The following is a 13,828-nucleotide window of genomic DNA, read 5'->3' as shown; positions in this document are numbered from 1 at the left end:
TCCTAGGCCCGGCCATGGCGGTTTTTGCAGCGTTGTAGGCCGCGCCGTCCGGCAAGCCCCCAAGTCCGCCCTGAACCTGAATGGTAGTTTTGGTGGCGTGGACTGTGCGGCTGCACATTTCCGCACTAAACGGATGCAGTATGGACCCATGAACCAGTAAGGCGGAACCGATGAGCGGACGTCACAGCGGGCGTACCAGCCCGGGATTGCGTATCACTGCGCTGCCCGGGACGGCAAGACTCCTTTTCCGGTTGGCCCCCCGCCAGCTCAATGACGAGATCGCCTTCGCCAAGATTGAACTTAAGCGCAAGGGCGTCCAGGTGGGGGTGGCCGCGGCCTTCTTCGCCGTAGCGCTTCTGTTCCTGGCGCTGCTGGTGGTCGGCCTGATCGTCGCTGCCATCATGGGGCTGGCCACCATCATGCCCGCGTGGCTGGCAGCCCTCCTGGTTTCCGCCGCTTTCCTGCTGATCGCCCTCGTCGGGGGCCTGGTGGGCCTCGCCCGGTTCAAGAAGGCCATGCCGCTGATGCCGGAGGAAACCATCCGTGGCATCAGGCACGATATCGGGGTCGCCCGCGAAGGTTCCGCCTTCAACCCGGCCGTCCTGGATCCTGAGAGCCCGGAAGCCAAGGCTGCGAAGGCCGCCAAGGCCGAGGCAGCCGCCAAGGCAAAAGCCGAGAAGGAAGCCAAGGCCGCCCGGCACGACCAGGAGTTCCCGCACGCATCCGAACCCGAGCTGGTGCGCCGCCTGAGCCAGCGCCGCCACCACCTCACCGAGGTCCGCGACGAGCTCGGCACGGAACTGGACGTCAAGACCCAGGCGCGCTATGTGCTGGCCGCCGCCCAGGTCAAGGCGCGCGAAGGCCAGGTACTGGCCCAGCGCGGCCTGGACGAGGCGGGGCAGCGGTTTGCGGCCCTGTCCGCCTCCGCTGACCTGCCCCGGCGCTGGAAGCCGCTGACGGCCCTTGTCGCCGCCGGTACGGTCCTGGTGGTCCTCCTGCGCAGGCTCCTGCGCGCCAACTAGGCCCCTGTTCCGCCACGCAAAAGTCCGGCGGAGGCTGTTTCCGCCTCTGAAGGCACAACCGAAAGACCGCGCCGCGGCGCAGCAGGAAGGAGAGGGGGACGGGTGAAGTTCATAGGTGCAGGCGCCCGCCCCGGCCATCCCCAGGTGGACCATGACCGCGTGGCCACCATTCCCAACCTGCTCACCGTGGTGCGGTTCATGGGTGTTCCGCTCTTCATCTGGCTGGTCCTCGCCCAAAAGGAATACGGCGCCGGCGTGATCGTCCTGGCTGTCATGGCTGGGACGGACTGGATTGATGGCTACATCGCCCGCCGGTTCGACCAGGCTTCCAAGCTGGGCAGGGTCCTTGACCCCATCGCCGACCGCCTCGCCCTGCTGGCGGTGGCCTTCACCCTGGTGATTGCCGGCGTCGTGCATTGGCTGTACCTGGCCGCGCTGGTGGTTCCCGATGCCGTCCTGCTGGTACTCACTCTCTCCCTCTTCCGCGGCCACCCGGACCTCCCGGTCAGCGTGGTGGGCAAGGTGCGGACCGGGCTGCTGCTTTTGGGCACCCCGCTGCTGGTCCTTTCCCGGCTGGACACCGGGTTCTCCGACCAGCTCTTCGCCACCGCCTGGGTGGTGCTGGGCCTGGGCCTCGTGGGTCACTGGATTGCCGCGTACAACTATTTCCGGGCCATGCTGCGCAAGGGCCGGGCATTGAAACAGCACGACGGCGGGAACGGCTGATGGTGTGGTTTGCCGTCGGCCTGGCGGTGCTTGGCGCCTTCTGCCTTGCGTTGGGTGCGCAGCGCCAGGGCAGCGCCGTCAAAGCCGATACCGGCGGCCTGGCCCTGAGCTCCAATGGCTTCCTGCGCCTCCTGCGCAATCCCCGGTGGATGCTTGGACTCCTGCTGCTGTGCACCGGCATGGCGATGAATGCCGTCGCCCTGGTCTCCGCACCGCTCACGGTCATCCAGCCCATCGGCGCCATTGCCCTTGTGATCACCACTGTGGTCAATGCCCGGGACCAGGACCTGACCATCAACCGCGCCACAGCGGTGTCCATTGCCGCGTGCGTCACCGGATCGGCGCTCTTCGTCCTCCTGGCGGTCAACGTCACCCAGGAGAACCACCATGTCAGCCCGGAGGATGAGCTCACCATCGTCCTGCTGCTGGCCCTGGCGGTGGGACTGTTCGGCACGCTGGCCGTGACGTTCAAGCACCGGATGAATGCGTTCATCTATATCCTCGGCGCCGGCATCCTGTTCGGCTTTGTGGCAGTCCTCACCCGGATCATCGGCAAGCACCTCCTGGATCCGAATGGCCTCTTCCTGCTGAATGTCCAGTGGTATTCGGTGGTGGCCATCATCGCGGCCGGCGGCCTGGGGTCCTGGTTCGTGCAGAGTGCGTACTCCACCGGTCCGCCGGACCTGGTGATCGCCGGACTCACAGTGGTGGACCCCATGGTGGGCATTGCCATCGGCGTCATCATCCTGGGCGAACTGCGCCCCGACGTCCATGCCGTCATGGCCATTGCGATGGGAACGGCTGCCGCCCTTGCTATCGTTGGGGTTATCGCCCTTTCCCGGCACCACCCGGAGGTCACCAAGCGCAAGAAGGACGCGCGGAAGGCCGCCGGCAGGCCGTCCCGCTAGTCCATTCCCGTCCGTAACCAGCAATCCCACGAAGCCCGGCGCCTTGCGCCAGCGGCCAACCGTGCTGTCAGTTCCACGCTGTCCGCACCGTGACCATCAGGAGTACTCCCCATGACCACGCCCGCCGACCAGCGCCCCCTGACAATCCTCATCGCCGCAGACACCTATCCGCCGGACGTCAACGGCGCGGCCCAGTTTGGCTACCGGCTGGCCAAGGGAATGACTGCCCGGGGCCACAACGTCCATGTCCTGGCGTCCCGCGACAGCAAGGGAAAGAGCTTCACCGAGTTCCGCGAGGAAGCAACCGTGCACCGGCTCCGGTCGCACAAGGCGTTCACCCACGAGAGCTTCCGCCTCTGCTTCCCCTGGGAAATCAAGAAGGAAATCAGCCTCCTCTTCGACCGGGTGAAGCCCGACGTCGTGCATATCCAAAGCCACTACATGATCGGCGAGCACGTTCTCTATGAGGCTGTGAAGCGCGGCGTCCGCATCATTGCCACCAACCACTTCATGCCCGAAAACCTCAACCCCTTCCTGCCGTTCCCGCAGTGGTTCAAGGACATCATTGGGCGGGTTTCCTGGAAGGACATGGGCAAGGTCATGGGCCAGGCGGACGTGGTGACAACGCCCACGCCGCTTGCCGCCCGCGCCATGCACGAGCACGCCTTCCTCCGCAAGGTTTTGCCGCTGTCCAACGGCATCGACTCCGCCGCCTACGAACTGCAGCCCGGTGAGCACATCGAGCCGCACGCCCACCCCACTGTCCTGTTCGCCGGCCGCCTCGCCGAGGAAAAGCACGTGGACGTGCTGATCGAGGCCATCGGCAAAACGCCGCCGGAGCTGAACGTACACCTGGAGATCGTGGGCGGCGGCGAAGTGCGCTCCGCCCTGGAGGACCTGGTGCGGCGGCTCGGCCTCACCAGCCGGGTCAAATTCCTGGGCCTGGCCAGCGACGAGGAACTGCGTACCGCCTACATCCGGGCCGACCTGTTCTGCATGCCCGGAACGGCGGAACTGCAGTCGCTGGTGACACTGGAAGCGATGTCCGCCTCCACCCCCGTGGTCCTGGCGGACGCCATGGCGCTGCCGCACCTGGTCCGCGACGGCGAGAACGGGTACCTCTTCACTCCCAACGACAGTGATGACCTGGCCAAGAAGATCACCCAGGTGCTGGAACTGCCCAAGGACCAACAGCAGGCCATGGGCCGCGCCAGCCGGCAGCTGGTGGAGCCGCACAGCATCCAGGGGACGCTGCAGACCTTCGAGGACCTGTACCGCGGCGCCTCCTACGAGGACAAAGTGGTCTGAACCCTTTCCCGGGTTTGCTAGAGTGTTTTTGCCCTGCCGGAGCATGGCGTCCGAACACCTGCTCCCGGGGCTTGGGGGGCTATAGCTCAGCTGGTTAGAGCGCGGGACTCATAATCCTAAGGTCCTCGGTTCAAGTCCGAGTAGCCCTACCTCAACCGCGGCCAACGAGTTTTTCGTTGGCCGCGGTTTTCTTGGTTAACCCAGCACCCTGCGGTATGTTACTGACCAGTAACATACCGTGCTCCGCTCCGCGGCATGGTCAGCGCTGATCATCAAAGAAGGTAACCATGGCCACCTCCGCAGCCGATTTCCCAGAGCTTCCCTACGCCGACGGCGACTTCTTCGCCTTCGAGCAGCTTCTCTCCGGCAAGGAGCAGGACCGGCTGGCCGAAGTCCGCGACTTCCTGGCGCGTGAGGTCAAGCCCATTGCGGTGGACTGCTGGAACCGCGGAGAGTTCCCCATGGACCTGGTACCGAAGCTTGCCGGGCTGGACCTGGTCAGCCCGGTGCGGAGGCAGGGGTATTCCAACCTCTTCGCCGGCATGCTGCACGCCGAAGCCACCCGTGCGGACGCCTCCATCGCCACGTTCCTGGGCGTGCACGACGGACTGTTCACCGGCTCCATTGAGTTGCTGGCGTCCAAGGAGCAGCAGGACGAATGGCTTCCCGATATCTACGCGCTGAAGAAGATCGGGGCCTTCGGCCTGACCGAGCCGCTGGGCGGCAGTGACGTGGCCGGCGGAACGCGCACCACGGCGCGCAGGGACGGGGACAACTGGATCCTCAACGGCGCAAAGCGCTGGATCGGCAATGCCACGTTCTCCGACTGGGTGGTGGTGTACGCCCGCGACGTGGCGGACAACCAGGTCAAGGGCTTCCTGGTGGACACCACGCTGCCTGGATACAGCGCAACAAAGATCGAGAACAAGATCTCCCTGCGGACTGTCCAGAATGCCGACATCGTCCTGACGGACGTCGTGGTGCCGGACCACTTCAAGCTCGCCAACGCCAACAGCTTCCGCGACGTCAACAAGGTGCTCAAAGTCACCCGCCTGTCAGTTGCCTGGCAGGCCGTGGGCCTCCAGATGGCCGCCTTCGATGTTGCCCGCCGCTATGCCGTGGAGCGCCAGCAGTTTGGCCGCCCCCTGGCCTCCTTCCAGCTCATCCAGGACCAGCTGGTCCGGATCCTGGGCAACACGGTCAGCTCCATGGGCATGATGGTCCGGCTCTCCCAGTTGGAGGACGCCGGGGAGGCGAAGGACGAACAATCCGCACTGGCCAAGGCCTTCGCCACCGACCGCATGAGGGAGAGTGTGGCGCTGGGCCGCAGCATCCTGGGCGGCAACGGCATCGTGACCGACTACGGGATGGCCAAAATCTTCGCCGACGCGGAGGCCATCTACTCCTACGAGGGCACGGCCGAAATCAACACCCTGGTGACAGGGCGGGCCATCACCGGGATCTCGGCGATCGTCTAGGCGGGACGCCCCCACGGGGAGTTGTCTGACTGACTGATGCTCCGGGGCCATGCCTGCGTTCTCCGTGGCTATGGTCCACCGGCTACCGGCAGCAGGATGGACGGGCGGAGGTCCAGGACGAACTGCAGGGGATTGACGTAGTCCTCTCCTTCCCGCACGCCCCAGTGCAGGCACTGCGCCGCCGGACAATGCCCCGGCAGCACAGTGCCAATGACCTCGCCCCGGGCCACGGTGGCGCCCACGGCCAACGTGCTTTCCACGGGTTCGAAACTGCTCCGCAGGCCGCCGCCATGGTCGATGGTGATCACGGGACGGTCCACCACCACGCCCGCGAAACTCACCGTTCCGGCTGCAGGTGACAAGACCTGCGTGCCTGTGCCGAAGTCAAGGTCTACGCCCCGGTGCCCGCTCAGCCATGGCTTGGGCGGCGGATCGAAAGGGCGCAGCACCGGCGGGCGCGGTGCCAAGGGCCACTGCCAGGAAGGGGTGGCACCCGCCCGGGTGGCCGTCGTCGTACTTCCCCGCCGGGCGGCGGCCGCATGGCTGAAGCCGGCGGCACTGTTCGGGATGGCTGCGCTGTTCGGGATGGCTGCGCTGTTCGGGATGGCTGCGCTGTAGGGGAGGGCCACGCTGTTCGAAAGGCCCGCGCCCGGGGTGGCAATCGACGCCGGCAGCAGCAGGAAGGCGGCCAGCAGGACTGATGTCTTCATGCGACCAGCCTGCCCGCCTGCACCGCGCGCCGACAGGGCCGGTTCCGGCTATGTGGACAACGGCCCGGGCAGGCACGGACTGTCCGGCGGGCGCGGGTGCCTGTAGTACACTTGATGGAGCAGTTTGCTGCGCCCTCAACGCGTTACGTCCCAGTGGTCCACCCCCGCGGTGCATCCCCCTGTCCGCATCGCGTCGGCACATCTCATTCAGGAGTGTGGGGGAGCAGCGGCTGACTACGCGCATCCAGCCCTCCGGCAGCCAACGCCCCGGCGTCGTCCATGGAGGATCGCGCTTCCTGCGGTCAGGCTTTCGTCCTGATGGGAAGTGCGGGGGATGCCAGGAGCACGGCCCGTCCGGGCCACGCTGATCAACCGTCAACTATTGGCAGGGTAAGAAGCCTCCGGGTTTTCTCATGAATGACCTGCCGGAAAATAAGGAGCGCCGGAATGCCCGTCGTAACCATGCGCCAGCTGCTTGACAGCGGCGTCCACTTTGGACACCAGACCCGCCGTTGGAACCCGAAGATGAAGCGCTTCATCTTCACCGAGCGCAACGGCATCTACATCATCGACCTGCAGCAGTCGCTGTCCTACATCGACCGCGCCTACGAGTTCGTCAAGGCCACTGTTGCCCACGGCGGCACCGTGCTCTTCGTCGGCACCAAGAAGCAGGCCCAGGAAGCAATTGCCGAGCAGGCAACGCGCGTGGGCCAGCCCTACGTCAACCAGCGTTGGCTCGGCGGTATGCTGACCAACTTCCAGACGGTTGCCAAGCGTATCCAGCGCATGAAGGAACTCGAAGAGATCGACTTCGACGACGTCGCCGGTTCCGCTTACACCAAGAAGGAACTCCTGCTCCTCAAGCGTGAGCTCACCAAGCTGGAGTCCAACCTGGGCGGTATCCGCAACCTGACCAAGGCTCCGTCCCTGCTGTGGGTTGTTGACACCAAGAAGGAACACCTTGCCGTTGACGAGGCCAAGAAGCTGAACATCCCGGTTGTGGCCATCCTGGACACCAACTGCGATCCGGACGAAGTCGACTTCCCGATCCCGGGCAACGACGACGCCATCCGCTCCGTGAACCTCCTGACCCGCGTTGTTGCCGACGCTGTTGCAGAGGGCCTGATCGCCCGCAACAACCGCGGCACGGGCGCCACCGAAGCTCCGGAAGAGCCGCTGGCCGAGTGGGAGCGCGAGCTCCTCGAAGGCAGCAAGGCAGAAGCTGCTGCCGCTCCGGCTGAGAACGCTGAAGCCCCGGCCGCCGAGGAAGCTCCGGCTGCCGCCGAGGCTCCCGCCGAAGACGCCAAGTAACACACGCAAAATCCGGATTCTCCGCGCTGTCCGCAGCCGGAGCTGCTGACAGGATGGCAGCCCACCCCCGTGGGCTGCCGTCCTGTCGGTCCGTACACCACCACACATTTCTAGACAGAGGGGTTCACATGGCGAACTACACTGCCGCGGACATCAAGGCCCTGCGCGAGCGCACCGGCGCCGGCATGATGGACGTCAAGAAGGCTCTTGACGAAGCCAACGGTGACGCCGAGAAGGCCATCGAGATCATCCGCATCAAGGGCCTCAAGGGCGCTACCAAGCGCGAGGGCCGCTCCACCGCTGAAGGCCTCGTGGCCGCCAAGGTCAGCAACGGGGTCGGCGTCATGATCGAGGTCAACTGCGAGACCGACTTCGTCGCCAAGGCTGACAAGTTCATCCAGCTGGCCGACAAGGTCCTGGCCGTGGCCGTCGAGTCCGGCGCTGCCGACCTCGAGACCCTGCTGGCCACCGACGTTGACGGCAAGCCGCTCTCCGAGGTTGTCGTCGAAGAAGGCGCCATCCTGGGCGAGAAGGTTGTTGTCCGCCGCATCTCCCGCGTTGAGGGTGCAACGGTTGACGCCTACCTGCACAAGACGTCCAAGGACCTCCCGGCCCAGGTCGGCGTTCTGTTCGCTGTCGACGGTGAAGGCGAAGCCGCCACCGCCGCTGCCCACGACGTCGCCGTGCACATCGCCGCCATGGCCCCGAACTACCTCACCCGTGAGGACGTTCCGGCCGAGCTCGTCGAGTCCGAGCGCCGCATCGCGGAAGAGACCGCCAAGGCCGAGGGCAAGCCTGAGGCTGCCCTCACCAAGATTGTGGAAGGCCGCGTGACGGGCTTCTACAAGGGCGAGGTCCTGGTTGACCAGGCATTCGCCAAGGACGCCAAGAAGTCCGTGGCACAGGTCCTCGAAGAGGCCGGTGTCAAGGGAACCGCCTTCACGCGTTTCCGCGTCGGCTCCTAGCCGAAACTGCAAGGGGGTGGCCACTTCGGTGGCCGCCCCTTTTGCATGCGCCCAAACGGCTGGCAGTCCAGTCCATTTGGACCGCGGCCGGTTCCGGGCACCGGATCCGGCAGGATACCCTTTTTTCAGAGTCACCAACGGGAAGGCATCATGGAAGCCGTCAACACTGTCACGCATTCGGAAAAGAGCCGGCGGCGGGTCCTCCTGAAGCTCTCCGGCGAGGTCTTCGGCGGTGGGAAGCTCGGTGTCGACCCCGAGACCGTCCGCAACGTCGCCAAGCAGATCGCAGCAGCCGTCCCCGAAGTGGAGGTGGCCATTGTGGTGGGCGGCGGAAACTTCTTCCGCGGCGCCGAACTGTCCCAGAGCGGCATGGACCGCTCCCGCGCCGACTACATGGGCATGCTGGGAACGGTCATGAACTGCCTGGCGCTGCAGGATTTCCTGGAGCAGGCGGGCGTGGAAACCCGCGTCCAGAGCGCCATCACCATGGGCCAGGTGGCCGAGGCCTACATTCCCCGCCGCGCCATCCGCCACATGGAAAAGGGCCGCGTGGTCATTTTCGGCGCCGGCGCAGGCCTGCCCTACTTCTCCACCGACACCGTGGCCGCCCAGCGCGCGCTGGAAGTCCACGCCGACGTGGTCCTCATGGCCAAGAGCGGGGTGGATGCCGTGTACACCGCGGACCCCAAGAAGGACCCCACCGCGGAGCGGTTGGAGACCCTCAGCTACGACGATGCCCTGCGCCGCGACATCCGCGTCATGGACCAGACGGCCATGACCATGTGCAAGGACAACGACCTCTCCATGGTGGTTTTCGGCATGGAGGGTGAAGGCAACGTCACCCGCGCCATCCTTGGCGAAAAGCTGGGCACGCTGGTCACCGCCTAGCTGCGGCTAGGATGATTTCAGGACAGTTCCGTCCCCGCCCCTCCGGGCGGGGACGGAACCAGCAACAAAGAACCACGTGAGTGCATGGATCCGGCACCCCGGACTGCACCAGAACCGTCAGGAGAGACCGTGATCGAAGAAACCTTGCTCGAAGCCGAAGAAAAGATGGACAAGGCGGTAGAGGTAGCCAAGGAAGACTTCGCCGCCGTCCGCACCGGCCGCGCCAACCCGGGCCTCTACAACAAGGTCCTGGTGGACTACTACGGCTCGCCCACGCCGCTGCAGCAGCTGGCCTCCTTCGCCATCCCGGACGCCCGCACCATCCTGATCACCCCGTTCGACAAGACCGCCATGCGGGACATCGAACGTGCCCTGAGCGATTCCGAGGTCGGCGCGAACCCGTCCAACGACGGCAACGTCATCAGGATCACCATTCCTGAGCTGACCAAGGAACGCCGCAAGGAATACGTGAAGATCGTCAAGACCAAGGGCGAGGACGCCAAGATCTCCATCCGCAACATCCGCCGCAAGGCCAAGGAAACCCTGGACCGCCTGGTCAAGGACGGCGAGGCGGGCGAGGACGAAGGCAACCGCGCCGAGAAGGAACTGGACAGCCTCACCAAGGCCCACGTGGATGGCATCGACGAACTGCTCAAGCGCAAGGAAGCAGAGCTGCTCGAAGTCTGATGGGCCAGGCAGATCAGGCCCCCGCACCACGGGCGCGCACACGGGGGAAGCAGCCCAGGAGCAACCCGACGCCGAAGGCCGGGCGGAACCTGCCCGCCGCCGTCGTGGTGGGCCTGGCCATGCTTATCGCCGTACTCGGCGGGCTGCTGTTCCTCCCGCTGGCGTTCGTAGCCATCGTCACCGCCTTTGCCGTCTTTGGCGTGTGGGAGATCTACCGGGCGCTGGAAGCCAACGGCACCAGGATGCCCATCGTGCCGGTCATGACCGGCACGCTGGCCATGCCTTTCGCTGCCTACTTTGGCGGCATCGAAAGCCAGCTGTTCGCGCTGCTGCTCAGTGCGGTGGCCGTCCTGCTGTGGCGCTCGATCGAAAGTGCAGCGGGATCGGCCAACAGCATCTTCGCCGGTGTGTTCACCCTGGGGTGGGTTCCCTTCTTCATCAGCTTCGCCGCGCTGCCGCTGCACGCCGCAGGCACCACCCCGCTGGGGCTTTGGCCCGGCGGCATGGCCCCCATCGGCGCGTGGGAGATCGCCGTCATGCTCCTGCTGGTGGTCTCCAATGACACCTTCGGCTACCTGGTGGGCGCGTCGCTGGGAAAGCACCCCATGGCACCGAAGATCAGCCCCAAGAAGTCCTGGGAAGGCTTCGCCGGGTCGGTGGCAGGCGCCATGCTGATCGGCGTGCTGGCAGCCCTCTTCGTGCTGGACAAACCGTGGTGGGTGGGCGCCGTGCTCGCTGTCGGAACCGTGGCCGCGTCCACCGCCGGCGACCTCGCCGAGTCCATGGTCAAGCGTGAACTGGGCGTCAAGGACATGAGCAGCATCCTGCCCGGGCACGGGGGAGTGATGGACCGGCTGGACTCCATCGTCTTCGCCTCGCCGGTGGCGTTCATCCTGTACGGCCTGGTGGCCGGCGCCTGACCCTCCAGCCCGGCGCGCCGGGCCCCCGACACAAACATGGTCCCGGGCGGCCGCACCAATCGGGGCCCCCTAGACTGGTGCGGAAGCACTACCGCTGAAGAGCATTGAAGGAAACGAAGTGGCATTGGACATTCATCGGCAGATCCCTGCGTCCTTTGAGCGCGTGCAGCGCAGCGAGTACGGGTACAACGCCAGGCAGGTTGACCAGTTCCTGCAGCGGGCACGGATCTCCCTGGAAACACCCCAGGCCGCCACCGACCCCGTCAACAGCGCCGACGTGAGGGCCGTGTCCTTCGATCCCGTCAAAGGCGGCTACTCCGCCACGGTCGTGGACGCCGCCCTGGACCGGCTTGAGGACGCCTTCGCCCGCCGGGAACGGGATGAACTGATCGCGGCCCGCGGCGAGGAAGCCTGGCTGCGCGAAATCGGGAGCCTCTCCGGCATCCTCCGGGGCCGCCTGCACCGGCCCGACGGAGACCGCTTCCGGCGGCCCACCAAGAAGAAGGCCCGCAGCTACAACATTGACGACGTCGACCGGCTGTGCCGCGAGCTCGTCGCCTACCTCGAACAGGACAAGCCGTTGAGCGTGGACAGCGTGCGCCGCGCCGTCTTCCGTCCCGCAGTGGGCCGCGACGGCTACGAGGAATCACAGGTGGACGCCTTCCTGGACCGCGTTGTCGAGCTGATGGCGGCCATCGACTGACACGTCTCTGCTGCCGGGGCTTTCAGTCCCTGGCCGGCGGGGTGGGGGAAAGCGGCGTGAAGCGGCGCCACACGTCCCGGTAGCTCCGGTACCCGCGCGCCGCCGACACCGCCAGGAACGCCACGCCGCAGAGGGCCCCCACGATGAGGCCGCCCGCTGTCCCTGCCCCGGCGAGCGTTACCAGCAGCCCGGCAACAATGGCAATCAAGGCAGCGTTCGCCGTCGTCATGAAGATCATGCTGCTGCCCGCCACATGGCTGAAAGAGCCGCGGTTGCCGAAGAAATAGTAGGTCTGCACCGAACCGGCCTCGTCGTCGTGGTGCGCGGCCATCAGGTACGGCGCCACGCCCGGGTCGAGGTCCACGTACGCGGCCCGCAGCCTGTTCATGGCCGTGACGTACATCAGGTCCTCATGGGCCACGTTCATCACCCGGAGCTGGGTCAGCAGCCCGATCGCGGTATCGATGAACAGGACAACCACTGCCAGCAGGACGAAGGCATCCGAAAAGCCGGTGGCCTGGCCCACCAGTGCCACGCTGACAATGCTGGCCGAAGTGAACGTCAGGAACATGCTGATGCGGGTCAGGACCTCGCCCTGGGCCGTGCTGCGCGATGCCAGCAGGCCCCAGTGCTCCGTGGCGAGCAGCTGGGCCCGCACGGAGGCCGGGACCCCGCCGTGCTGGTGGGAGGTGCCGCCGTCCTCGATGGACATGGCGTTATTGTCCTCCCGATCACCGTTCCGTCGCCAGCGGCCGTTCCGGGGTGTGCAGGCGGGTCATGATCCGCGGCATGGTGCCCGGGATCCGGTGGGAAGTGGCCCGGGACACGATGACCATCACCGCGAACGCGGCAGGCACGCTCCACGCCGCCGGCTGGGCGAGCCAGGGCGGCGTCAGGCCCGAACCCGATACTGCGCCCGCAATCATCGCCCCGCCGCACAGCACCCCGCCGGTCACCATGCCGGCGATGGCCCCGGCATCGGTCAGGCCGCGCCACCAGATGCCCAGCAGCAGGACGGGGCAGACCGTGGAAGCGGTGAACGCGAAGACCAGGCCCACGCTGCCGGCGAGTGCCAGGGAACCGGTCATGAACGCAAAGCCGAGCGGGACCAGGGCGGAGACGACGGCGGCGAGCCGGAACCCGCGGACGCTTCCGCCCAGGACGTCCTGGCTGATCACGCCGGCCAGGGAGACCACCAGGCCGGAGGTGGTGGACAGGAACGCCGCGAACGCCCCGGCCACCACCAGGGCGCTGAGCAGGTCGCCCGGTACCCCGCCCACGAGTTCGCCGGGCAGCCGCAGGACCATGGCGTCCGGCTGCCCCGAGCGGGCCAGGTCGGGGGCAAACATCCGGGCCACCAGCCCGTACGCGGTGGGGAAGAGGTAGAACACGGAGAGCAGGCCCAGGACGATCAGCGTGGTCCGCCGGGCCGAGTGCCCGTCCGGGTTGGTGTAGAAACGCACCAGCACGTGCGGCAGTCCCAAGGTGCCGAACAGCAGCGCCACGAGCAGGGACACGTTCTGGTACAGCCCGGCCGGTGCCACGCCCGTGGGGTTGACCGCGGGCAGGGACTGGGGCTCCGCCCCCTGGCCGGCCAGCACGAAGACGATGAACAGGATGGGCACGGCCAGGGCCGTCAGCTTCAGCCAGTACTGGAACGCCTGGACAAAGGTGATGGACCGCATCCCGCCTGCCACCACCGTGAGGCACACCACCACCACGACGGCAACGGAACCCACCCAGGACGGCAGGCCCGTGGCGATATGGATGGTCAGTGCCGCCCCGTGCAGCTGCGGCACGATGTACAGCCATCCCACCATCACCACCACCAGGCTGGTGACGCGCCGGACCGTCCGGGAGGCGAGCCGGGACTCGGTGAAGTCCGGAATCGTGTAGGCGCCGGACCGGCGCAGCGGGGCGGCAACGAAGAGCAGCAGCATCAGGTAGCCGGCGGTGTACCCCACCGGGAACCAGAGTGCATCCGTCCCGGACAGCAGGATGAGGCCTGCCACACCCAGGAAACTGGCTGCGGACAGGTATTCCCCGCCGATCGCCGACGCGTTCCACCAGGGGCGCACGGTCCGGGATGCAACGTAGAAGTCGCCGGTGGTGCGTGAGATCCGGAGCCCGTAAAACCCGATGATGGCCGTGGCGAGGGACACCACCGCGACCGCTGTGATGGCGACGCCGGCATTCACCTGC

At 66.5% G+C, this 13,828-nt stretch carries 14 protein-coding genes and 1 tRNA gene; 12 read left to right on the top strand and 3 right to left on the bottom strand.

The genetic code is table 11. The annotated features are described in order from the left end of the window. Positions 1–170: 170 nt before the first annotated feature. The 6 genes from BACI349Y_RS12685 to BACI349Y_RS12660 all read left to right on the top strand — a co-directional run bounded on the left by BACI349Y_RS12685 (position 171) and on the right by BACI349Y_RS12660 (position 5,442). Complete coding sequence (locus tag BACI349Y_RS12685; RefSeq protein WP_159632396.1) at positions 171–1,022, top strand: phage holin family protein; 852 nt, start codon at positions 171–173, stop codon at positions 1,020–1,022. 102 nt (positions 1,023–1,124) lie between these two features. Then, positions 1,125–1,748 carry a CDP-alcohol phosphatidyltransferase family protein gene (locus BACI349Y_RS12680; RefSeq protein WP_159632395.1) on the top strand — a complete coding sequence of 208 codons (624 nt, stop codon included), beginning with the start codon at positions 1,125–1,127 and terminating at the stop codon, positions 1,746–1,748. Then, positions 1,748–2,656: a DMT family transporter gene (locus BACI349Y_RS12675; RefSeq protein WP_159632394.1), complete on the top strand. Its 909-nt coding sequence runs from the start codon at positions 1,748–1,750 to the stop codon at positions 2,654–2,656. Before BACI349Y_RS12680 ends, BACI349Y_RS12675 begins: the two co-directional genes overlap by 1 nt. Positions 2,657–2,767: 111 nt before the next feature. Beyond that, positions 2,768–3,964 (top strand): glycosyltransferase, encoded by a 1,197-nt coding sequence (locus tag BACI349Y_RS12670; protein ID WP_159632393.1) that lies wholly within the window; start codon positions 2,768–2,770, stop codon positions 3,962–3,964. Positions 3,965–4,039: 75 nt separating this feature from the next. Continuing rightward, positions 4,040–4,113 (top strand) — tRNA-Ile (locus tag BACI349Y_RS12665). Between the two features lie 138 nt (positions 4,114–4,251). After that, positions 4,252–5,442, top strand: a complete 1,191-nt coding sequence (locus BACI349Y_RS12660; protein WP_159632392.1) for an acyl-CoA dehydrogenase family protein — start codon at positions 4,252–4,254, stop codon at positions 5,440–5,442. Positions 5,443–5,510: 68 nt separating this feature from the next. Here the strand turns inward: BACI349Y_RS12660 and BACI349Y_RS12655 are convergent, their stop codons facing one another. Continuing rightward, positions 5,511–6,152, bottom strand: a complete 642-nt coding sequence (locus BACI349Y_RS12655; RefSeq protein ID WP_159632391.1) for a M23 family metallopeptidase — start codon at positions 6,150–6,152, stop codon at positions 5,511–5,513. Between the two features lie 447 nt (positions 6,153–6,599). Here BACI349Y_RS12655 and rpsB point away from each other — a divergent pair, with 447 nt between their 5' ends. The 6 genes from rpsB (at position 6,600) to BACI349Y_RS12625 (ending at position 11,626) form a co-directional block, all read left to right on the top strand. Further along, positions 6,600–7,463, top strand: a complete 864-nt coding sequence (gene rpsB / locus BACI349Y_RS12650; RefSeq protein WP_110544706.1) for a 30S ribosomal protein S2 — start codon at positions 6,600–6,602, stop codon at positions 7,461–7,463. Between the two features lie 128 nt (positions 7,464–7,591). After that, positions 7,592–8,428 carry a translation elongation factor Ts gene (gene tsf, locus BACI349Y_RS12645; RefSeq protein WP_141161028.1) on the top strand — a complete coding sequence of 279 codons (837 nt, stop codon included), beginning with the start codon at positions 7,592–7,594 and terminating at the stop codon, positions 8,426–8,428. A gap of 150 nt (positions 8,429–8,578) precedes the next feature. Next, the gene (gene pyrH / locus BACI349Y_RS12640; RefSeq protein ID WP_159632390.1) at positions 8,579–9,316 is read left to right on the top strand and encodes a UMP kinase; all 738 of its coding nucleotides are present in this window, start codon (positions 8,579–8,581) and stop codon (positions 9,314–9,316) included. Positions 9,317–9,445: 129 nt separating this feature from the next. Next, positions 9,446–10,003: a ribosome recycling factor gene (gene frr / locus BACI349Y_RS12635; protein ID WP_141161026.1), complete on the top strand. Its 558-nt coding sequence runs from the start codon at positions 9,446–9,448 to the stop codon at positions 10,001–10,003. Beyond that, a complete protein-coding gene (locus tag BACI349Y_RS12630; protein ID WP_159632389.1) occupies positions 10,003–10,923 on the top strand; it encodes a phosphatidate cytidylyltransferase in 921 nt (306 codons plus the stop codon). The genes frr and BACI349Y_RS12630 overlap by 1 nt, the downstream gene beginning before the upstream one ends. A 118-nt stretch (positions 10,924–11,041) precedes the next feature. Continuing rightward, a complete protein-coding gene (locus BACI349Y_RS12625; RefSeq protein ID WP_159632388.1) occupies positions 11,042–11,626 on the top strand; it encodes a DivIVA domain-containing protein in 585 nt (194 codons plus the stop codon). Positions 11,627–11,648: 22 nt separating this feature from the next. Here BACI349Y_RS12625 and BACI349Y_RS12620 read toward each other — a convergent pair whose 3' ends face one another. Together BACI349Y_RS12620 and BACI349Y_RS12615 are read right to left on the bottom strand one after the other, a co-directional pair. Beyond that, positions 11,649–12,338 carry a hypothetical protein gene (locus tag BACI349Y_RS12620; protein WP_159632387.1) on the bottom strand — a complete coding sequence of 230 codons (690 nt, stop codon included), beginning with the start codon at positions 12,336–12,338 and terminating at the stop codon, positions 11,649–11,651. A gap of 19 nt (positions 12,339–12,357) precedes the next feature. Further along, positions 12,358–13,824: a sodium/solute symporter gene (locus tag BACI349Y_RS12615; protein ID WP_159635633.1), complete on the bottom strand. Its 1,467-nt coding sequence runs from the start codon at positions 13,822–13,824 to the stop codon at positions 12,358–12,360. Positions 13,825–13,828: the final 4 nt, after the last annotated feature.

The sequence above is a fragment of the Arthrobacter sp. 8AJ genome (genome assembly GCF_902506025.1).
Taxonomy (GTDB): Bacteria; Actinomycetota; Actinomycetes; order Actinomycetales; family Micrococcaceae; genus Arthrobacter.
The sequence above is the reverse complement of the archived record's forward strand: the minus strand, read 5'-3'. Positions and strand labels throughout refer to the sequence as shown.

Coding starts and splice junctions, on each gene's coding strand:
- BACI349Y_RS12685 (WP_159632396.1), top strand. CDS start 171: ATGAGCGGACGTCACAGCGGGCGTACCAGCCCGGGATTGCGTATCACT.
- pyrH (WP_159632390.1), top strand. CDS start 8,579: ATGGAAGCCGTCAACACTGTCACGCATTCGGAAAAGAGCCGGCGGCGG.
- tsf (WP_141161028.1), top strand. CDS start 7,592: ATGGCGAACTACACTGCCGCGGACATCAAGGCCCTGCGCGAGCGCACC.
- BACI349Y_RS12620 (WP_159632387.1), bottom strand. CDS start 12,338: ATGTCCATCGAGGACGGCGGCACCTCCCACCAGCACGGCGGGGTCCCG.
- rpsB (WP_110544706.1), top strand. CDS start 6,600: ATGCCCGTCGTAACCATGCGCCAGCTGCTTGACAGCGGCGTCCACTTT.
- BACI349Y_RS12660 (WP_159632392.1), top strand. CDS start 4,252: ATGGCCACCTCCGCAGCCGATTTCCCAGAGCTTCCCTACGCCGACGGC.
- BACI349Y_RS12675 (WP_159632394.1), top strand. CDS start 1,748: ATGGTGTGGTTTGCCGTCGGCCTGGCGGTGCTTGGCGCCTTCTGCCTT.
- BACI349Y_RS12670 (WP_159632393.1), top strand. CDS start 2,768: ATGACCACGCCCGCCGACCAGCGCCCCCTGACAATCCTCATCGCCGCA.
- BACI349Y_RS12655 (WP_159632391.1), bottom strand. CDS start 6,152: ATGAAGACATCAGTCCTGCTGGCCGCCTTCCTGCTGCTGCCGGCGTCG.
- BACI349Y_RS12630 (WP_159632389.1), top strand. CDS start 10,003: ATGGGCCAGGCAGATCAGGCCCCCGCACCACGGGCGCGCACACGGGGG.